Raw genomic sequence first — 19,783 nt, forward strand, 5'->3', positions numbered from 1 at the left:
CTTTCCCCTCCGGGTACCGGGGTCGAATTACACTGAAGCATGACTTCCGCTGGCTATGCAGAGATCGAGCGCACTTTCGACGTCAACCCCGCGACGGCACTGCCGCCCCTGCACGATTTGCCGGGCGTCACCCACGTGGAACCGCCGGTCGAGCACCACCTCGACGCCCTCTACTACGACACGGCCGACCTGGTCCTCGCCGGTCGGCGATTGACCCTGCGCCGCCGCACCGGGGGCGACGACGCCGGCTGGCACCTCAAGCTCCCGGTCGCCGTCGACGAGCGCCGGGAGATGCGGGAGCCACTCGGCGATGACCCGGAGCAGATCCCCGAGGGCATCCTCACCCTCGTGCGGGCCGTCCTCCGCGGTCGCACCCTCGTACCCGTCGTGCGGCTGCGCACCCGGCGCACCCTGCACCAGCTTGTCGGCGAGAATGACGTCGTGCTCGCCGAGGTCTGCGACGACGAGGTGCAGGCGGACCGATTCGCGCCGGAAGCGCTCAGCCAGACCTGGCGGGAATGGGAGGTCGAGCTCGTGCACGGCTCCCGAGACCTGCTCGACGCCGCCCAGGCGCGGCTCGCGTCGGTCGGCGTGGAGCCATCCGCGAACCCGTCCAAACTGGCTCGCGCCCTCGGCGACCAGCTGCCGGCCTTCGTCACCGTGCCGGCACCCCGGCCGACCCGCAAGAGCTCGGCCGGCACCGTGCTGATGGCCTACGTGCACGAACAGGTGCGGGCGATCGGCATCCAGGATGCGCGGGTACGGGAAAACGATGCCGACGGCGTGCACCGGATGCGCGTGGCCACGCGCCGCCTCCGCTCGGCCCTGTCCACCTACCGGGATCTCCTGGACAGGGCGGTCACCGATCCACTCCGCGATGAACTGCGCTGGCTGGCCGGCTCGCTCGGCGCCGCCCGGGACGCGGAGGTGATCCGGCAGCGCCTCGCGCACCGGCTCGCGCAGGAACCGGTCGAACTCGTGGTGGGCCCGCTGATGGAGCGCATCGACGGGCACTTCGCCGAGGTCATCCGGGCCGCCCGCAAGCAGGCGCTCGCCGCCCTCGACTCCGAACGGTACTTCCGCCTGCTCGACACGCTCGACGCCTTGCTGGCCATCCCACCGCTGCTCCCACGGGCGGACAAGCCCGCGAGCACCGTCATCCCCGAACTGATCCGCGCGGACTGGAAGCGCCTGCGCGCAGCCGTGTTCCTGGCCCAGGGCACCCCGTCGGGCACCGTGCGCGACGGGGCGCTGCACGAGGCGCGCAAGCGGGCCAAGCAACTGCGCTACGCGGCCGAGACGGCCATGCCGCTGCGGCGCACCCGCGCGGTGCGGCTCGTGGCCGCGGCCCGGCAGGTGCAGGACACCCTCGGCGACCATCAGGACAGCGTCGTCGCCCGGGACGAGCTGCTCCGGCTCGGCATGGCCGCGTACCTGCAGGGCGAGAACGCCTTCAGCTACGGCCGGCTGCACGCCGTGGAACGGAGTGGGGCCGCCGCCATGGAGACGCGCTTCTTTCGCACCTGGCGGGACTTTCCGAAGGCATCGATCTCGAAGTAACCCTCAGTCGAAACCGAGGCTCAGCTTGCGCAGCAGGGTCGCGAGGCCGGCCTGCTCACTCGGCGACAGCGTGGCGAGCAGCTCGGCCTCGGCGTCGACCAGCCGGGTGATGGCGGCGTCCACCCGGGTGAGGCCGGCCGGGTTCATCCCGACGAAGATGCCGCGGCCGTCGTTGGGGTCGGTGCGCCGGGTGACCAGCCCGCGCTCGACGAGCCGGTCGATCCGGTTGGTCATCGTGCCGCTGGAGACCAACGTCTGCTGCAGCAGGGCCTTCGGGCTCAATTCGTAGGGTGCCCCCGCGCGGCGCAGGGCCGAGAGCACGTCGAACTCCCAGGAGTCCAGCTCGGACCGGGAGAACGCGGTGCGCCGGGCACGGTCCAGGTGCTTGGACAGACGTGCCACGCGTGACAGGACCTGCAGCGGCGCGAAGTCGAGGTCGGGCCGCTCGCGCAGCCAGGCATCAACGATCCGGTCGACTTCGTCATGTGCGGGCATCCGTCCATTATCCCGCTCGGGCGCGCAAACCGGCGCGGGAACCGGCCCAGGTGCGCCGGGGCGCGCTATCGGCGCGATATCTGGCAGACTTGTCACCGTTGGTCGGCCCTCGGTCGGCGAATTCCGCCGTGGTGTAATGGCAGCACGACAGCCTTTGGAGCTGTTAGGTCTAGGTTCGAGTCCTGGCGGCGGAGCCCTGAATGGCGTCACCATCCGGCCTTCCCCGGGCGGCTCCACCGAAGCTAGAGGAAACCACGTGATTGATTCCCGACTCGCGATTGTTGTGCTGGCCGCCGGCCAGGGCACCCGCATGAAATCGAGCACTCCGAAGCTGCTGCATGAGCTGGCCGGATTGCCCATCCTCAGCCACGTGCTGGCAACATCCCGGGCCCTCGACGCGGCCCACGTCGTCACCGTGGTGCGCCACGAGCGCGACCAGTTGGCCGCCCTCGTCGGCAAGGATCTGCCCGAGAGCCTGATCGTCGACCAGGACGAGCTGCCCGGCACCGGCCGGGCCGTGGAGCAGGCCATCGCCGCGCTCCCCGACGACTTCGAGGGCGACGTGCTCGTGGTCAGCGGCGACGTGCCGCTGCTCAACGCGGCCACGCTGGCCAGTTTCGTCGCCGCGCACCGTGACCGTGACGTCTCCGCCACCGTGCTCTCCTCCTTCCCGGAAGACGCGACCGGCTATGGCCGCATCGTGCGCTCCGAGGAGGGTGCCTTCGACCGCATCGTCGAGCAGAAGGATGCGACGACGGAGGAACGCGCCATTACCGAGACGAACGCCGGGGTCTACGTCTTCCGTGTCGTCGAGCTGCGCGAGCAGCTGGCCAACGTCACCACCGAGAACGCCCAGGGCGAGAAGTACCTCACCGACGTGGTCGGGCTGCTGCGTCAGGCCGGGTCCGAAGTGCGGGCCGTGCCGGTCGCCGACGCCTGGCTGGTCGCCGGCATCAACGACCGCGCCCAGCTCAGCGAGACCGCGCGCCAGCTGAACGGCCTCATCGTCTACGGCTGGCAGCTGGCCGGCGTGACCGTGCAGGACCCGGCCACCACCTGGATCGACCTCAAGGCGAAGCTGGCATCGGATGTCACGATCCGGCCGGGCACGCAGATCCTCGGCTCGACCGTGATCGAGACCGGCGCCGTGATCGGCCCGGACACCACCCTCGTCGATTGTGAAGTCGGCGAGAACGCGGTGGTGAAGCGCACGGACGCGACCCTCGCGGTGATCGGCGCCGGCGCATCCGTCGGCCCGTTCTCCTACCTGCGACCGGGCACGAACCTGGGCGCCGACGGCAAGATCGGCACCTTCGTCGAGACCAAGAACGCGACCATCGGCGCGGGCAGCAAGGTGCCGCACCTCAGCTACGTCGGAGACGCGACGGTGGGCGTGGGGTCGAACATCGGGGCCGGCACGATCTTCGCGAACTACGACGGGGTGACCAAGAACCACACTGAGGTCGGGTCCCACGTGCGCACCGGGTCGCACAACGTGTTCGTCGCCCCGATTAGGATTGGGGACGGAGCGTACACGGGTGCCGGGACAATCGTCCGCAAGGACATACCGGCCGGGGCCCTGGGCCTCACCGTGGCTCCACAACGCAATATGGACGGCTGGGTACAGACCAACCGTGCAGGAACCGACGCGGCGGCGGCTGCGGCAAAGAGCGGAGACTAGGTGTCTGGAATCAAGACCAGCGGCGAGAAGCGACTTGTATTGGTTTCGGGGCGAGCACACCCACAACTGGCACTGGACATCGCCACGGAACTTGGTACCGAACTCGTCCACACCGACGCCCGCACCTTCGCGAACGGCGAGATCTACGCGCGCTTCGACGAGAGCGTGCGCGGCTCGGACACCTTCGTGATCCAGTCGCACACCAACCCGATCAACGAATGGGTGATGGAGTCGCTCATCATGGTCGACGCGCTCAAGCGTGCCTCCGCCAAGCGCATCACGGTCGTCGCTCCGTTCTACCCTTACGCCCGCCAGGACAAGAAGGGCCGCGGCCGCGAGCCGATCTCGGCCCGGCTGATCGCCGACCTGTTCAAGGTTGCCGGCGCCGACCGGATCATGGCCGTCGACCTGCACGCCGCCCAGATCCAGGGCTTCTTCGACGGCCCCGTCGACCACCTCTTCGCCATGCCCGTGCTGCTCGAGCACTTCCGCGAGAAGCTCGACCCGGCCACCCTGACGGTCGTCTCTCCCGACATGGGCCGCGTTCGCGTTGCCGACATCTGGAGTGACAAGCTCGGCGCCCCGCTGGCCATCATCCACAAGCGCCGCGACCCGAAGGTCGCCAACCAGGTGACCGTGCATGAGATCGTCGGCCAGGTCGAGGGTCGCGTCTGCCTGATCGTCGACGACATGATCGACACCGGCCGCACGATCGTCCTCGCGGCGGAGGCCCTGCGCGCCGCCGGCGCGATCGGCGTCGTCGTCGCCGCCACCCACGCCGTGTTCAGCCACCCGGCGCTGGAGCTGCTGCAGAACCCCGCGATCTCCGAGGTCGTCGTCACCGACACCCTGCCGATCCCCGAGGCGAAGCGCTTCCCCACGCTCACCGTGCTGCCGATCGCGCCGCTCCTGGCCCGCGCCATCCACGAGGTCTTCGACGAGGGTTCCGTCACCTCGATGTTCGAGGGCGCCGCGTAGCGTCTGCCGATTCGCTCAGCAAACCCTGGCCGGTCGTCGACGGATGTCGGTGACCGGCCATCGGTCTGTCCGGGCCCGGTCAGCGGCCTCGGCTCAGAGCAGGAGCTCCAGCACGATCGTGACCGGATCTCCGGCCCCCACCCCCTCGGCCAGACGGATCGCCTTTTTCACCGGAAGGATGAACGTGCCTACCTCGTTGCTGGGGAAGAGCGACGTCGACCAGCGTGAGAGGTTGAGTGCGGCCGTGACCTTCACCGAGCCGAAGCCGCGGCGTCGGCCGTCGATGAGTGAACGGATGTCCTCGGCCTGGTCGGCGGGCACCGAGACGAAGAACCACGCCCCGGTGCCCGAGTACTCCCACAGTTCTGCGGTGAAGGTGAACCTCGGTCCCATCGGCGCGCCCATCGAGAACCCTTCCGTGTGAGCCGGGTCTAGACCGGCATCTCGGTGCTGGGCGCCCGGGGCGCCGAGGGAATGATGCCGAGCGGGATGACGTAGATCTCGCGCTCGTTGATGTCGATCGCGTAGCACTGCCAGCCGAAGCCGCCCGGACCGCTCAGGTCGAAGCGGGCGTCGAAGTCGATGGCACCCGGATAGTACCGGGCCGTGGCGACGCTGCACGCGTTGGCGGCCGTGGTCGACGCGATCTGCACGCTCGTGAGGATGCCCGGGACAATCAGGGCCACGAGCCCGAGCACGACGACGAGACGCATTATCAGCAGTGTGCGGGGACTGCGCAGGGGCCGGTCGGCATCCAGCGGCTCGTAGCCGGAGAGTTCGGGGTGGTCGTCGCTCGTCATCAGGCTCCCAGTATCGCAAATCTCGCGCCCGGAACGCACGCCTCTTGCTCACCCGCCCACGCGTCCCCACCCGCAGCCGCACCACCGTCCCGCCAACAGTTGCCGAATCGGACGATTGTTGCCCGCGCACGGGCAACAATCGTCCGATTCGGCAACAGTATTCCCGGCAGGAGCAACTCGGCCACCCCTCCCCAGGCTGCCACGATGGCCCAGGCCCCCGAAGCGTCGGGGACCTGCTCCTGACTTTCCGCACACTGCCAACCTCGGCAGATGGCTGACGAGCGCATCGATAAGCAGACGGGTTTCTATCTCTCCGGCGGGGCCGAAGCCACCGAGTCGACCGACCGGCAGTTTCGGCGTGAGGCCCAGTTCGGGCGGAGCGCCCTGCGGTTGCGGCGCGGCGTCTTCACGACCACTGAGCATTGGGGTCTGCTCACACCCAGACAGAGGTACCTCGCGGAGATCCGCGCGGTCGTCGCCACTCGACTGAGCGACCCTGTGATCAGCCATCAATCGGCTGCGGCCGTGTGGGGGATTCCCCTGCCCGATGCCTGGCCAGGCACCGTGCACGTGTTGGCCTCACCGGACTCCCGGGCGCGAAGCAAGAACGGCGTCACGGTCCACCGCAGCCACGTCCCTGCCGGGGATGTCGTCGACATCGACGGGATGCTCGTGACCAGCCCCGCCCGCACCCTGCTCGACCTCGCGCGCACCATGAGTTTTGCCACTGCGGTCGTCGCGATCGACCATGCTCTCAATCCGCGGAGCGCATCCCCGGAGGTCTTCCTGACGGAGACGGTGCTGCGCGAGAAGCTCCAGGCGTCGATGTCGCCCCGGGGGTCGGCGAGGGCGCTGCGCGCCATCCGGTTCGGCCGTCCCAATGCGGACAATCCGGGTGAATCGCTCAGTCGCGTGGCGATCTTCGAGCTGGGATTCCCGGATCCCCTGCTGCAGACCTGCCACCGCAACCCTCGCGGCGGTTACTACTTCACCGACTTCGAGTGGCCGGCCTATCGCCTGATCGGGGAGTTCGACGGGCAGGGCAAGTATCTGAAGGACGAGTTTCTGCGGGGTCTCACGCCCGGTGAAGCGGTCACCCGGGAAAAGATTCGCGAGGATGACCTCCGTTCGGAGGGCAATGGCCTGGCCCGATGGGGCCCGGCCGATGTGCGCGATCGCCGGTCCCTGTTGCGCATCCTCACGACCGCGGGGCTCCCGATCCTGCGCTGATCGGCCGGCCGCCCGACACAAGTGTTGCCGGAGCGGACAACTGTTGCCGGTGTACGGGCAACACTCGTCCGCTCCGGCAACAGTTGCGCGCCGGAGCTGCGCGCCGCTAGTGCGAGGAGCCCTCGGTCGCGATCTCGCTGCGGTCGCCCGACCACAGCGTGTGGAAGGTGCCGGGCATGTCGACGCGCTTGTAGGTGTGCGCGCCGAAGAAGTCGCGCTGGCCCTGCACCAGTGCGGCGGGAAGCCGCTCACTCGCGAGCGAGTCGAAGTAGCTGAGCGCCGACGCGAAGCCGGGAACCGGGATGCCCGACAGTGCCGCCGTCGAGACCACGCGGCGCCACGCCGACTCGCCGTCGGCGACGGCCTGGGCGAAGTACGGGTCGACGAGCAGTGACGTGATCGACGGGTCGTTGGCGTAGGCGTCGACGATACGGTTCAGGAACTGGGCGCGGATGATGCAGCCGCCGCGCCAGATCGTGGCGATCGCGCCCTTGTCGACAGTCCAGCCGTACTTCTGGGCACCGGCGATGATCGCGTCGAAGCCCTGCGCGTAGGCGACGACTTTCGACGCGTAGAGCGCCTGGCGCACGTCGTCCTGGAAGGTGTGGCCGACGACGGCGATCTCCGGGCGGGCGGTGATGGCGGCGCGCACGGGGCCGCGCTGCTCCGGGTGGCTGGACACGGCGCGGGCGAAGACGGCCTCGGCGATGCCGCCGACGGGCACGCCCAGGTCGAGCGCGTTCTGCACGGTCCAAACGCCGGTGCCCTTGGAGCCGGCCTCGTCAAGCACGATGTCAATGAACGGCAGGCCGGTCTTGGCGTCGACCTGGCGCAGCACCTCGGCGGTGATCTCGATCAGGTAGCTCTCGAGGTCACCCTCGTTCCACTCGGTGAACACGTCGGCGATGGTAGCGGGGGAGTGCCCGGTCACTCTGCGAAGCAGGTCATAGGCCTCGGCGATGAGCTGCATGTCGGCGTACTCGATGCCGTTGTGGATCATTTTCACGAAGTGACCGGCGCCATCCGTGCCGATGTGGGTGACGCAGGGCACACCGTCGACGACGGCCGCGATCGATTCGAGGATCGGCCCGAGGGTCTTGTACGCCTCCACCGAGCCGCCGGGCATGATGCTGGGGCCCTTGAGGGCACCCTCTTCGCCGCCGGAAATGCCGGCGCCGACAAAGTTCACGCCCGTGGCGCGCACCTCCTTCTCGCGGCGGATGGTGTCCTGGAAGTCGGCGTTGCCGCCGTCGACGATGATGTCGCCGGGCTCGAACAGAGCGGTCAGTTGGCTGATCACGGCGTCCGTGCCCGTTCCGGCCTGCACCATGATGATCGCGGTGCGCGGCTTCTGCAGCGACGCCACGAATTCCTCTATGGTCTCCGAGGCGACGAAGCCGGCCTCGGGGTGCTCGGTGATGAGCAGGCGGGTGCGCTCGGGGGAGCGGTTGTACACCGCCACGGTGTTGCCCGCACGGCTGGCCAGGTTGCGGGCGAGGTTGGAGCCCATCACCGCCAGTCCCACTACGCCAATGTTTGCCTGTGCTGCGCCGGTTTCGGCCACGTTCGCTCCTTCAGCTATTGGTTCTCAAAACTCCTCCAAGGCTAGTCGCTCGGCCCATGGCCGTGACATGGAGTGACGCGGGCGCTGCCGGTCTCGAACGCCGGTGACGGATGCCCGAGCCCGCGTTCGCCGAGCGCCGTCGCCTCCGCTAGACTTACGAGTTGAACTTCGGCGAGGGCTGCCGCGTGCCGGGAAACCGAGCGTGCGGCATCCGTTATCGACGCGGCGGAATGCTTCACGGCCTTTCCTCACGCTGACACGCGTTCGAGTTGAATTGAACCAGTACCCACCTTCGCGGGCCGTCCGTCCGCGAACCAGATCTGGGCCGTAGCGGTCCGCAAGGAGATACACCATGGCTGACGCCACCAACAAGATTGTCGCCGACCTGCGCGTGAAGTTCGGCAAGGGCGCGGCCCGCAAGTTGCGCGTGCTGGGCAAGATCCCCGCCGTCATGTACGGCCACGGCACCACCCCGGTTCACGTTGCGCTCCCCGCGCACCAGATCGGCCTGCTGCTGCGTCGTGCGAACGCCGTCCTCGAGCTGGACATCGACGGCAAGACCCACCTGACCCTCGTCAAGGACGTCCAGAAGGACCCGTTCCTGCAGATCATCGAGCACCTCGACCTCATCGTCATCCGCAAGGGCGAAAAGGTCCAGGTCGAGGTTGCCGTGCACCTGACCGGTGAGTCGGCCTCCGGCACCATGGCTGACCTGGACTCCAAGACCCTCCTGCTCGAGGTCGAGGCCACCAGCATCCCGCAGAACGTCCAGGTCTCGATCGAAGGCCTCGAAGACGGCGACCAGATCCGCGCAAAGGACGTCGTGCTGCCCAAGGGCGCCACGCTCGTCTCCGACGAAGAAGCCGTCGTCGTGCTCGTGCACCTGCCGGCCGAGGAAGAGGAAGAGGAAACGGAAGAGGGCGAAGCCGTTGAGGGCGACGCCGAGGCTGCTCCCGCCGAGTAGTCATCCCCTTCTGGTTTCGCGTCAAGCGGAGGATTCCCCTGGACGACAATCTCTGGCTCGTAGTCGGGCTCGGTAACCCCGGGCCCGACTACGCCGGTAACCGACACAACGTCGGCCACATGGTGGCTGCCGTGCTCGCCGACCGTCTGTCGGCGAATTTCAAGAACCACAAGACGAATTCGTCGGTCGCGGAGGGGCGCAGCTTCCCCGGCGGTCCGAAACTGGTGCTGGCCAAGCCGAACACGTACATGAACGTGTCCGGCGGGCCGGTGGCCGCGCTGCTCCGCTTCTACTCGCTGGAGCCCGCGCGCCTGATCGTCATCCACGACGACCTCGATCTCCCGTTCGACACGATGAAGATCAAGGTCGGCGGCGGCCACGGCGGCCACAACGGCCTGCGCGACATCATCGCCGCCGCCGGCACGAACGAGTTCACCCGCATCCGCGTCGGCATCGGCCGCCCGCCCGGCCGCCAGCCCGCCGCGGATTTCGTGCTGCACGACTTCACGTCCACGGAGCGTTCGGCTCTGCCCAATCTGTTGACGGATGCCGCCGACGCGATCGAACTCATCGCCGCCGAGGGCGTCACCGCCGCACAGCAAAAGTTCCACGCCCCGTAACATCCCGCGACAGCGCCCGTGCCGGCCCGGAGTGACCCGCGCAACGGGCACTCCGGGCCGGAACCGGGCACCTGGACGCCCGGGTTGGCGCTCAGCCGGGTTGCATAGAATGCTCCGGTGACTCTCCAGGGCTTAATTGCCACACTTTCGCGCGCCTCCACCTTCGACAATGCCCTCGCCTTCGCGAACCGGGACGTCGACTTCTCCCTCACCGAGGGGCTCCGTGCCCCGCTGCTCGCAGCCCTGCTTGAACGGCGCGGCGAGCTGGGCAAGGCCCCGGCCCTGCTGCTGATCACCGCCACCGGGCGGGAGTCGGAGTCGCTGCACGAGAACCTCGCCTGCTTCGCCGCCGACGCCGAGATCATCGACTTCCCGGCCTGGGAGACACTGCCGCACGAACGGCTCAGTCCCAGCGCCGAAATCGTCGGCAAGCGCCTCTTCGCTCTGCGACGGATGCGCGAGTGGGAGGAGAGCGCCCCCGCCGCGCGCCGCCCGCTGATCGTCATCGCGTCCGTGCGCGCCGCGCTGCAGCCCGTGGCCGACAACCTCACCGACTACGAGCCGATCGACCTGGTCGCCGGCCAGCGCGGCCACGACCTCTCCGCCATCGCACGCCAGCTCGTCAACGTGGCCTACGCCCGGGTGGACATGGTCACCCGGCGCGGCGAGTTCGCGGTGCGCGGCGGCATCCTCGACGTGTTCCCGTCGATCGCCCCGCACCCGTTCCGGGTCGAGTTCTTCGGCGACGAAGTCGAGCAGATTCGTGCGTTCTCGGTCGCCGACCAGCGCTCCTTCCCTGACCCGGTCGATTCGGTGAGCCTGCCGCCGAGCCGCGAGCTGTTGCTCAGCCCCGCGGTGCGGCAGCGGGCGCGCGAGATGCAGCACGAGTTCCCGAGCCTGTCCGGCCTGCTCGCGAAGATCGCCGAGGGCATCCCGGTCGAGGGGATGGAGAGCCTCGCGCCCGCCCTCGTCGACCGGCTCGTGCCGATCACCCACTACCTGCCCGCCGAGGCGGCTGTCGGCGTCATCTCGCCCGAGCGCGTCGCGTCCCGCGCGATCAGCCTCGCCGAGACCAACCGGGAGTTCCTCGGCGCCGCGTGGAGCGCCGCGACCGCGGGCGCCGAGGCGCCGATCGACCTGGAGTCCGGCGATTTCCTCACCCTCGGGCGGCTGCGCGAGACCGTGCAGTTCAGTGCTCCCGGTGCCCCGGCGTCCGCGCACGTGTGGTGGACCCTGAGCTCCTTCCAGGCGGCGCCGACGGATGCCCCGGTGCTGCCGGAGCACCGCGAACTCGACGACCTGCTCACCGTGCGGGTCGAGGGCGACGCCGTGCCGAGCTTCCAGGGCAGCGTCGAGGGCGCCGTCGGTCACCTGGCTGAGCGGCTGAAGGCCGGCTGGACCGTCGGGATCGTCGCCCAGGGTGCCGGACTGGTCGAACGCGCCGCCGACGTCCTGGCCGAGCGGGAGCTGCCCGCCCGGATCGTGGCGGAATGGCCGAGCACACCCGAGGCCGGGATCGCCTACCTGCTTCAGGCATCCGTCGACCACGGTTTCGAACTGCCGGAGACGAAATTCTCCCTGGTCAGCGAGTCCGAGTTCTACGGCCGCACCGTCGGCTACGACGCCCGCCAGGTGAAGAAGCTGGCCAGCCGGCGCAAGAACGTCGTCGACCCGCTGCAATTGAAGGCCGGCGACCACGTCGTGCACCAGACGCACGGCATCGGCCGGTTCATCGAGCTCACCCAGCGCGAGGTCTCCAGCGGCGGGCGAAACCCGGTCAAGACTAAGCGCGAGTACCTCGTGTTGGAGTACGCGCCGTCCAAACGCGGGCACCCCGGCGACAAGCTCTACGTGCCCACCGACCAGCTCGACCTGGTCAGCCGCTACGTCGGCGGCGAGGCGCCGGCGCTGAGCAAGATGGGCGGCAGCGACTGGTCGGCCGCGAAGACGAAGGCGCGCCGGGCCGTGCGGGACATCGCCGTCGAGCTCGTCAAGCTCTACTCCGCACGGATGGCCAGCACGGGCCACGCGTTCGGGCCGGACACCCCCTGGCAGCGTGAACTGGAGGAGGCGTTCCCGTTCGCGGAGACGCCCGACCAGCTCACCACCATCGACGAGGTCAAGGCCGACATGGAACGGCCTATCCCGATGGACCGGCTGCTCTCCGGCGACGTCGGCTTCGGCAAGACCGAGGTCGCCGTGCGCGCCGCGTTCAAGGCCATCCAGGACGGCAAGCAGGTCGTCATGCTCGTGCCGACCACCCTGCTCGTGCGCCAGCACATGGAGACGTTCCAGGAACGCTTCGCCGGGTTCCCGGTGCACCTGCGCGCCCTCAGCCGGTTCCAGACCGAGAAGGAATCCCGCGAGACCATCGCCGGGATGCTCGACGGCACCGTCGACCTCGTGATCGGCACGCACCGCCTGCTGTCCGACTCCATCGTCTTCAAAGACCTGGGCCTCGTCATCATCGACGAGGAACAGCGTTTCGGCGTGGAGCACAAGGACGCGCTGAAGAAGCTCAAGACCAACGTGGACATCCTCGCCATGAGCGCCACGCCCATCCCGCGCACCCTGGAGATGGCGGTCACCGGCATCCGGGAGATGTCGACCCTGGCCACCCCGCCGGAGGACCGGCACCCGATCCTCACCTTCGTCGGGCCGTACTCCGATCGCCAGGTGGCCGCGGCCATCCGGCGGGAGCTGCTGCGGGAGGGCCAGATCTTCGTCGTGCACAACCGGGTGTCCAGCATCAACCGGGTGGCCGCCGCGCTCGCCGAGCTCGTGCCCGAGGCCCGCATCGCCGTGGCGCACGGGCAACTTCCCGAGGCCCAGCTCGAGCAGGTCGTTGTGGACTTCTGGGAGCGCAAATTCGACGTGCTCGTCTCCACCACGATCATCGAGACCGGCCTCGACATCGCCAACGCGAACACGATCATCATCGACCGGGCCGACAAGTTCGGGCTCAGTCAGCTGCACCAGCTGCGCGGGCGGGTCGGCCGTGGCCGCGAACGGGCCTACGCCTACTTCCTCTACGACGAGAACAAGCCGTTGACCGAGATCGCGCACGATCGCCTCGCCACGATCGCGGCGAACAACGAGCTCGGCGCCGGTATGCAGGTCGCGCTGAAGGACCTCGAGATCCGCGGCGCCGGCAACCTGCTCGGCGGTGAGCAGGCCGGCCACATCGCCGGGGTCGGCTTCGACCTCTACCTGCGCATGATCGGCGAGGCCGTCAGCACGTTCCGCGGCGACGTCGCCGAGGGGCAGACCGAGTTACGGCTGGAGCTGCCCGTCGACGCGCACATCCCCGAGGACTACGTCGACAGCGAGCGGCTGCGGCTCGAGGCCTACCAGAAGCTCTCCGCGGCCAGCTCGCCGACGGCCGCGAAGGACCAGATCGACCTGGTGCTCGAGGAGCTCACCGACCGCTACGGCGAACCGCCACAGCCGGTGCAGAATCTGGTGCTGGTGTCGCGCCTGCGCTGGTTGGCCCAGCAGGCAAGCCTGAGCGAGGTCGTGGCGATGGGTTCGAACCTGAGGGTGTCGCCGGCGAACCTCGCCGACTCGATGCAAGTGCGCCTGCAGCGCATGTACCCGGGCTCGCGCTACTTCACCCAGAACGGTTCGCTGACGGTCCCCATGCCGCGCGTCAACGGGGAACCACTCGGCGACGCGGCGCTGATCGCCTGGGCCGGCACCCTGCTCGACGCGCTCTTCCCGCGCCCCGTCGCCGCGGTCGCCTGATGCCTGTGTCCCGTCCGTCGCGGCAGGGCCCGGCCGGGGCCTCCGTCCGCACGTAATTGAGGAGAATTTCCCGAAACGCCGGCTATCTCGGCCGGATCAGCGGCGTGTTGCGAAAATGTCCGCAGGTGAGGTCGCGACCGCCATCGATCCCGGAGGCAACCTCCGCGGATGCCCGTGGCAGGCCCAGCCCGGCGGAGCAGACCCGAGGATCCCCGTCAATTCGGGGCGATTAGAGTTGACGCGTGACCTCTTCAGACCTTCCCACCGGAACTGCCTCCGCCTCCGGCCTCGACGAGCTCGTGCGTGTGGTGGCCCTGCTGCGAGCCCCGGGCGGATGCCCGTGGGATGCCGAGCAGACCCACGAGTCGCTGGTGCAGTACCTGACCGAGGAGACGCACGAACTGATCGAGGCGATCGAGTCGGGTAGCCGCGACGAGATGCTCGAGGAGCTCGGCGACGTGCTCTACCAGGTGATCTTCCACGCCGACCTGGCCGCGCACACCGACGGCGAGGGCTTCGACATCCACGATGTCGCCGCGCACATGACCGCGAAAATGGTCGGGCGGCATCCGCATGTCTTCGGCGACGTGAACCTGGAAACGGCCGACGACGTGGCCCGCGCCTGGGACGACTTCAAGGCCGCGGAGAAGCCCTCCCGCACGAGCGTGCTCGACGGGATCCCGCAGGGAATGCCGGCGCTCGCGCTCGCCGACAAGGTGCTCGGCCGGGCCCAGAAGATCGGGCTGCTCGGCGCCGAGGCCGCGTTCCCGCTGCCGATCGAGAGCGAGGACCAGCTCGGCCCGCTGCTGCTGGCCATCGTGTCCGCGGCCAAGAGCCGGGGGCTCGACTCCGAACGCGCCCTGCGCACCGCCCTCCGCGGGCTGCAGGACGAGATCCGCGAAGCCGAGACGACGGATGCCGACACCACGGTTGCCGTCGACCTCGCCGACGCCGGCATCATCGGCCTTCCCCGCTGACCGTCCCCGCTCACCTTTTCGGTCGCGGCATGGCGGTGCTGCCCACCGGTCGGTGGCGGTCCCGTGTCGCGCGGCCGGGCCACCCGGAATCGACGTGCCGACCCGAACTGACACAATTGGGGCTATGGCAACACCTGTGACCCCTCCCCGCGGCATGCGCGACTTCCTCCCCGCCGACAAGGCGTCCCGGGAGCATGCGCTGGCCGTGATCCGGCGGAGTTTCGCCGCCCACGGCTTCGACGAGATCGAGACCCCGGTCATGGAGGACGCGGCCCGGCTGCACTCCGGGCTCGGCGGCGACAACGAGAAACTCGCCTTCGCCGTGATGAAACGCGGGCTGAAACCGACGGATGCCGCGACCGCCGCCGAATCCGGCGACCTCCTCGCGCTGGCCGACCTCGGCCTGCGATTCGACCTGACCGTGCCGCTGGCCCGGTTCTACGCCACCCACCGGGCGGAACTGCCGACGGTGTTCCGGTCGATCCAGATCGCACCGGTGTGGCGGGCGGAACGCCCGCAGAAGGGCCGCTACCGCCAATTCGTGCAGTGCGACATCGACATCATCGGTGAGTCCGGACTGCTCGCCGAGATCGAGTTGATCACCGCGACCGCCGCCGCGCTCGACGCCCTCGGCCTGACCGGGTGCTCCATCCGCATCAACGACCGGCGCATCCTGACCGCCCTGCTCGCGCACTGGAATGTCGCGCCCGGGCTGAACGAACGCGCGCTGATCGTGATCGACAAACTCGACAAGGTCGGGGTCGACGGTGTCGTCACCGAGCTGGCCGGCCTGGGGATCCCCACCGAGGGCGTTGCCGAGACCCTGCGCAAGATCGCCGATGCCGGCTGGACGGCCGCCGAATCCACGCCGCCGGCCTGGCTCGACACGGATGCCTACGCCGACCTGCTCGCCCTGCGCGCCGCGATGCCCGACGTGCGGCTCGTGTTCGACCCCACGCTCGTGCGCGGGATGGGCTACTACACCGGCACCATCTTCGAGATCTCACACCCCGATCTCGGCTACTCCCTCGGCGGCGGCGGCCGGTACGACGGCATGATCGGCCGTTTCCTCGGCGCCGATGTGCCGGCCTGCGGATTCTCGATCGGGTTCGAACGCATCGTCGACCTGCTCGGAGTGGATGCAGCATCCGCCGAGAACGCCGTCGTGCTGGTGTACGAGCGGGGAACAGACCCCGCCCGGCTCGTGGCTCTCAAGAGAACACTGGTCGACCAGGGTCTCCGGGTGCGCCTCGAACAGCGCACCAAGAACGTCAAGGCGCTACTGGAACGCGCGGCCGGAGCCGGTTACGGGCGCTATGCATTCGTCGGTGCGGATGCCTCCAGCGCGGCCGACCTCGATTTCCGTTCTCTCGGCGGCTGAGGCCAGTCGCTAGACTGTTATGGGATTGGAACACGGCGCTGTCTTCCTCGATTCCTCCAAACCAACACCCCACCAATTAAGAAACACAAGGAAACAGGAGATAGCTGTGGCTCTCATTGAGGCAGTAGTAGCACGCGAGATTCTTGACTCCAGAGGCAACCCGACCGTCGAGGTCGAGGTATTGCTTGATGACGGTTCGGTCAGCCGTGCCGCCGTCCCGTCCGGCGCATCCACCGGTGCGTTCGAGGCTTATGAGCTGCACGACGGCGACAAGTCACGTTATTTGGGCAAGGGAGTCCGCAAGGCCGTTGACGCCGTCATCGACGAACTCGGACCGGCAGTCGAGGACCTCGACGCCGCAGACCAGCGCATCATCGACGCCGTCCTGAACGAGACCGACGGAACCGACAACAAGCACCGCGTCGGCGCCAACGCCATCCTCGGCGTCAGCCTGGCCGTTGCCAAGGCCGCCGCCACCTCGGCCGGCCTGCCCCTGTTCCGCTACCTCGGTGGCCCGAACGCGCACACGCTCCCGGTCCCGATGATGAACATCATCAACGGTGGATCGCACGCCGACAACGACGTGGACATCCAGGAATTTATGGTCGTCCCGCTCGGCGCTGAGTCCTTCGCCGAGGGCCTCCGCTGGGGCACCGAGACCTACCACGCCCTGAAGGCGCTGCTCAAGTCCAAGGGTCTCTCCACCGGCCTCGGCGACGAGGGTGGCTTCGCCCCCAACCTGCCGAGCAACCGCGCGGCTCTCGACCTCATCGTCGAAGCCATCCAGAACGCCGGCTACACACCCGGCAAGGACATCGGGCTTGCGCTCGACTGCGCCGCCTCCGAGTTCTACAAGGACGGCGTCTACCACTTCGAGGGCAAGGAACTCACCGCCTCGGAGCTGTCCGCCTACTACGTCGAGCTCGTTGCGGCCTACCCGCTCGTCTCGATCGAAGACCCGCTCGAGGAGGACGACTGGGATGGCTACGTCCACCTCACCGCCGAGCTCGGCGACAAGGTCCAGATCGTCGGCGACGACCTGTTCGTGACCAACCCGGTGCGTCTCGCCAAGGGCCTGGCCCTCGGCACCGCGAACTCCATCCTGGTCAAGGTCAACCAGATCGGCACCCTGACCGAGACGCTCGACGCAGTCTCCCTCGCGCAGCGTGCCGGTTACACCGCCGTCATCTCGCACCGCTCCGGTGAGACCGAAGACACCTTCATCGCCGACCTCGCGGTCGCGACGGATGCCGGCCAGATCAAGACCGGAGCGCCCGCCCGCAGCGAGCGCGTCGCGAAGTACAACCAGCTGCTCCGCATCGAGGAAGAGCTGGGCGAGGCCGCTGTGTACGCGGGCCGCGCCGCTTTCCCGCGCTTCACGGCGTAGTTCGACTGGAGCTCTCGGAGCGCGGGTTCATCCCCGTCGCTCCGGGAGCTCCATTTTTTTGTCCGATTGCGGTTAGGGTTCCAGTGCGGGACAACCGCGACCAGCGATTCACGAAGGGAGTTGCCGTGGCCAGGAAACGCGCCGAACGGCGGCCCGTTGCGCTCCCCGCAACCGAGACCGCGGCCGCCCGCTGGCTACGCGGCCTGCGCCTGTCCGGGTTCTCGCTGGTGATGATGGGCCTCCTGATCATGGCCGTCATCGTCCTGGCTCCCGGCATCCGCACCTACGCCGACCAGCGCCAGCAGATCGAATCGCTCACAGCGGAGGTCGAAGCCCAGCAGGGTGCCGTGGAGGAGCTCAAGAACGAGCGGGAACGCTGGAATGACCGCACCTACGTCACCACGCAGGCGAGGGACCGACTGTCCTATGTGCTCCCCGGCGACGTCAGCTTCCTCGTGATCAACGATCTGGCCCTGCCCGTCGCCGGCGGCACGGCCCCGCCGGTCGCCACGCCCACCATCCAAACCACCAACGTCGATTGGCTCTCCTCCATGTTCGCCTCCGTAATGACGGCCGGTCTGGCTCCCGAGGCCGTGAAATGACCCGGCCTCCCTTCGCTTCGGTCACCGAGGACGACATCACGATCGTGTCGGCCCAACTGGGACGCCCGGCTCGCAACGTCGTGGGCATCGCCGCGCGCTGCGTCTGCGGCGCCCCGACCGTGGTGGCGACGGCGCCGCGCCTCGCCGACGGCACCCCGTTCCCCACCCTCTACTACCTGACGCACCCCGCGGCCACCGCGGCGCTGTCGTTCCTCGAGGCCACCCAGGTGATGAACGAGTACAACCAGCTACTGGCCGACGACGAGCAGGTGCGGGCTCGCTACCGGCGTGCGCACGAGGGCTTCCTCGCCGACCGGGAGACCCTGGGTACGGTCCCGGAAATCGCCGGCATCTCCTCCGGCGGCATGCCCGAACGCGTGAAATGCCTGCACGCCCTGGCCGCCCACGCCCTGGCTGCAGGTCCCGGCGTGAACCCGATCGGTGACCTGGCGCTGGCCCGGGCGGCGTGGACGCCCGCCGTCTGCGAATGCCTCGACTACACCACGGCCGACGAGTGACCCGTTCCGCCTGGCGTCGGATCGGCGCGGGCGTCGCCCTGGGCCTGACCGTGGCGCTCGGCGGGGCTTGCGTCGCAGCGCCCGCGCCCGCTTTCGCGGAGAACACGCAGGTCCGTGACCTGCAGTACTGGCTCAACGACTACGGATTCACCCAGGCCTGGAACACGACCCGTGGCGCCGGCGTCACGGTGGCCGTCATCGACACGGGCGTCGCGGCCGGCGTCGCCGACCTCACGGGTGCGGTCGTGGGCGGAACGGATGTCTCCGGACTCGGCTCCACCGACGGGCAGACGCCCGTTGGAGAAGGCAGCGAGCACGGGACCCTGGTCGCGTCCCTGCTGGCGGGCCGAGGCACGGGTGAGGGGTCGGGTGTGCTGGGAGTGGCCCCCGAGGCGTCGATCCTGGCCGTCTCGGTGGCCTTCGGCACCAGCGACGCCACCGTCAGCAATGACGACCAGATCGCCGAGGGCATCCGCTGGGCCGTAGACAACGGCGCCGACGTCATCAACATGTCCCTGACCCGCAACACGCTGGACTGGCCGCCGAGCTGGGACGACGCCTTTCTGTACGCCTTCGAGAACGATGTCGTCGTGGTGGCCGCCGCCGGAAACCGCGGCAGCGGCACCACCGAGGTCGGAGCCCCGGCCACCATCCCCGGGGTGCTCACCGTCGCCGGCGTCGACCGCAACAAGGGTGCCAGCTTCGACGCGTCCTCCCAGGGCATCACGATTTCGGTGGCCGCGCCCAGCGAGCAGCTCGTGGGCGTGGTTCCCGACGGCGGCTACGTGCAGTGGAACGGCACCAGCGCGGCCGCGCCGATCGTGTCGGGCCTGGTGGCCCTGGTGCGCGCCGCCTATCCCCGGCTCGACGCGGCGGAGGTGATGAACCGGGTCATCGAAACGGCCGACCCCAATGGCCGTGCCGTCCCCAGCCCCATCTACGGTAACGGCCTGATCGACGCCGCCGCCGCGGTGAGCGCATCCGTTGCGTCCTCGACGAGCCCGGAACCGGCCGCCCTGCTGGAGGAGTGGATCCGGGTGCACCGGCGCGCGGACACCGAGGTCGAGGCTGCTCCGCAGACCGCCACGCAGGTGCCGATCGCACCGCGGGAGGACCCGGCGCTGCCTGCCCCCAGCGTCGTTGCGGCGTGGCTGCCCAGCCCGCTCACGCTGACTTATATCACCGTACCGCTCCTGGTCTTGGTCGGGTTTGGTACTCTAGTAACGCTGCTCGGCATCGGAGCCTCTCGGCAGATCAAGCGAATCCGGTCAAAACGGTAAGT

Annotated in this window: 18 protein-coding genes and 1 tRNA gene; 14 read left to right on the forward strand and 5 right to left on the reverse strand. The window is 68.8% G+C overall.

Annotated elements, in window-relative coordinates:
• Window positions 1-39 precede the first annotated feature (39 nt).
• A complete protein-coding gene (locus E3T28_RS12075) occupies window positions 40-1,560 on the forward strand; it encodes a CYTH and CHAD domain-containing protein (protein ID WP_134431496.1) in 1,521 nt (506 codons plus the stop codon).
• A 3-nt stretch (window positions 1,561-1,563) separates the two neighbouring features.
• Here the strand turns inward: E3T28_RS12075 and E3T28_RS12080 are convergent, their stop codons facing one another.
• Window positions 1,564-2,055, reverse strand: a complete 492-nt coding sequence (locus E3T28_RS12080) for a MarR family winged helix-turn-helix transcriptional regulator (protein WP_134393827.1) — start codon at window positions 2,053-2,055, stop codon at window positions 1,564-1,566.
• A 122-nt stretch (window positions 2,056-2,177) separates the two neighbouring features.
• Between E3T28_RS12080 and E3T28_RS12085 the strand changes: the two genes are divergently transcribed.
• The 3 genes from E3T28_RS12085 (at window position 2,178) to E3T28_RS12095 (ending at window position 4,714) form a co-directional block, all read left to right on the forward strand.
• Window positions 2,178-2,249, forward strand: a tRNA-Gln gene (locus tag E3T28_RS12085).
• A gap of 62 nt (window positions 2,250-2,311) precedes the next feature.
• Complete coding sequence (gene glmU / locus E3T28_RS12090; protein ID WP_134431499.1) at window positions 2,312-3,736, forward strand: bifunctional UDP-N-acetylglucosamine diphosphorylase/glucosamine-1-phosphate N-acetyltransferase GlmU; 1,425 nt, start codon at window positions 2,312-2,314, stop codon at window positions 3,734-3,736.
• Complete coding sequence (locus E3T28_RS12095) at window positions 3,737-4,714, forward strand: ribose-phosphate diphosphokinase (protein ID WP_134431502.1); 978 nt, start codon at window positions 3,737-3,739, stop codon at window positions 4,712-4,714.
• A 93-nt stretch (window positions 4,715-4,807) separates the two neighbouring features.
• Here E3T28_RS12095 and E3T28_RS12100 read toward each other — a convergent pair whose 3' ends face one another.
• Window positions 4,808-5,107, reverse strand: coding sequence for a DUF1905 domain-containing protein (locus tag E3T28_RS12100; protein WP_134431505.1), 300 nt, complete (start codon window positions 5,105-5,107; stop codon window positions 4,808-4,810).
• 38 nt (window positions 5,108-5,145) lie between these two features.
• Window positions 5,146-5,514 (reverse strand): hypothetical protein, encoded by a 369-nt coding sequence (locus tag E3T28_RS12105; RefSeq protein ID WP_134431507.1) that lies wholly within the window; start codon window positions 5,512-5,514, stop codon window positions 5,146-5,148.
• 270 nt (window positions 5,515-5,784) lie between these two features.
• Here E3T28_RS12105 and E3T28_RS12110 point away from each other — a divergent pair, with 270 nt between their 5' ends.
• Window positions 5,785-6,744: a hypothetical protein gene (locus E3T28_RS12110; RefSeq protein ID WP_134431510.1), complete on the forward strand. Its 960-nt coding sequence runs from the start codon at window positions 5,785-5,787 to the stop codon at window positions 6,742-6,744.
• 106 nt (window positions 6,745-6,850) lie between these two features.
• On the opposite strand, the gene gndA is transcribed toward E3T28_RS12110, so the two are convergent.
• Window positions 6,851-8,254 (reverse strand): NADP-dependent phosphogluconate dehydrogenase, encoded by a 1,404-nt coding sequence (gene gndA, locus E3T28_RS12115; RefSeq protein WP_241979320.1) that lies wholly within the window; start codon window positions 8,252-8,254, stop codon window positions 6,851-6,853.
• Between the two features lie 95 nt (window positions 8,255-8,349).
• Window positions 8,350-8,547, reverse strand: coding sequence for a hypothetical protein (locus E3T28_RS12120; RefSeq protein ID WP_134431516.1), 198 nt, complete (start codon window positions 8,545-8,547; stop codon window positions 8,350-8,352).
• Between the two features lie 113 nt (window positions 8,548-8,660).
• Between E3T28_RS12120 and E3T28_RS12125 the strand changes: the two genes are divergently transcribed.
• The 9 genes from E3T28_RS12125 to E3T28_RS12165 all read left to right on the forward strand — a co-directional run bounded on the left by E3T28_RS12125 (window position 8,661) and on the right by E3T28_RS12165 (window position 19,781).
• Entirely contained in the window at window positions 8,661-9,272 is a 612-nt protein-coding gene (locus tag E3T28_RS12125; RefSeq protein ID WP_134393822.1) for a 50S ribosomal protein L25/general stress protein Ctc, read from the forward strand.
• Window positions 9,273-9,310: 38 nt separating this feature from the next.
• Window positions 9,311-9,892, forward strand: coding sequence for an aminoacyl-tRNA hydrolase (pth, locus tag E3T28_RS12130; protein ID WP_134431519.1), 582 nt, complete (start codon window positions 9,311-9,313; stop codon window positions 9,890-9,892).
• 117 nt (window positions 9,893-10,009) lie between these two features.
• Complete coding sequence (mfd, locus tag E3T28_RS12135; protein ID WP_134431522.1) at window positions 10,010-13,636, forward strand: transcription-repair coupling factor; 3,627 nt, start codon at window positions 10,010-10,012, stop codon at window positions 13,634-13,636.
• A 242-nt stretch (window positions 13,637-13,878) separates the two neighbouring features.
• On the forward strand, window positions 13,879-14,613 hold the full coding sequence (locus E3T28_RS12140; RefSeq protein WP_241979315.1) for a nucleoside triphosphate pyrophosphohydrolase: 735 nt from the start codon (window positions 13,879-13,881) through the stop codon (window positions 14,611-14,613).
• A gap of 124 nt (window positions 14,614-14,737) precedes the next feature.
• Window positions 14,738-15,994: a histidine--tRNA ligase gene (gene hisS / locus E3T28_RS12145; RefSeq protein WP_134431525.1), complete on the forward strand. Its 1,257-nt coding sequence runs from the start codon at window positions 14,738-14,740 to the stop codon at window positions 15,992-15,994.
• Window positions 15,995-16,100: 106 nt separating this feature from the next.
• Window positions 16,101-17,381 (forward strand): phosphopyruvate hydratase, encoded by a 1,281-nt coding sequence (gene eno, locus E3T28_RS12150; protein ID WP_134431528.1) that lies wholly within the window; start codon window positions 16,101-16,103, stop codon window positions 17,379-17,381.
• 125 nt (window positions 17,382-17,506) lie between these two features.
• The gene (locus E3T28_RS12155) at window positions 17,507-17,983 is read left to right on the forward strand and encodes an FtsB family cell division protein (protein WP_134431531.1); all 477 of its coding nucleotides are present in this window, start codon (window positions 17,507-17,509) and stop codon (window positions 17,981-17,983) included.
• Window positions 17,980-18,501, forward strand: coding sequence for a DUF501 domain-containing protein (locus E3T28_RS12160; protein ID WP_134431533.1), 522 nt, complete (start codon window positions 17,980-17,982; stop codon window positions 18,499-18,501). Before E3T28_RS12155 ends, E3T28_RS12160 begins: the two co-directional genes overlap by 4 nt.
• Window positions 18,498-19,781: a S8 family peptidase gene (locus E3T28_RS12165; RefSeq protein WP_338145400.1), complete on the forward strand. Its 1,284-nt coding sequence runs from the start codon at window positions 18,498-18,500 to the stop codon at window positions 19,779-19,781. Before E3T28_RS12160 ends, E3T28_RS12165 begins: the two co-directional genes overlap by 4 nt.
• Window positions 19,782-19,783 lie beyond the last annotated feature (2 nt).

Source organism: Cryobacterium sinapicolor, from assembly GCF_004403465.1.
Lineage (GTDB): Bacteria > Actinomycetota > Actinomycetes > Actinomycetales > Microbacteriaceae > Cryobacterium > Cryobacterium sinapicolor.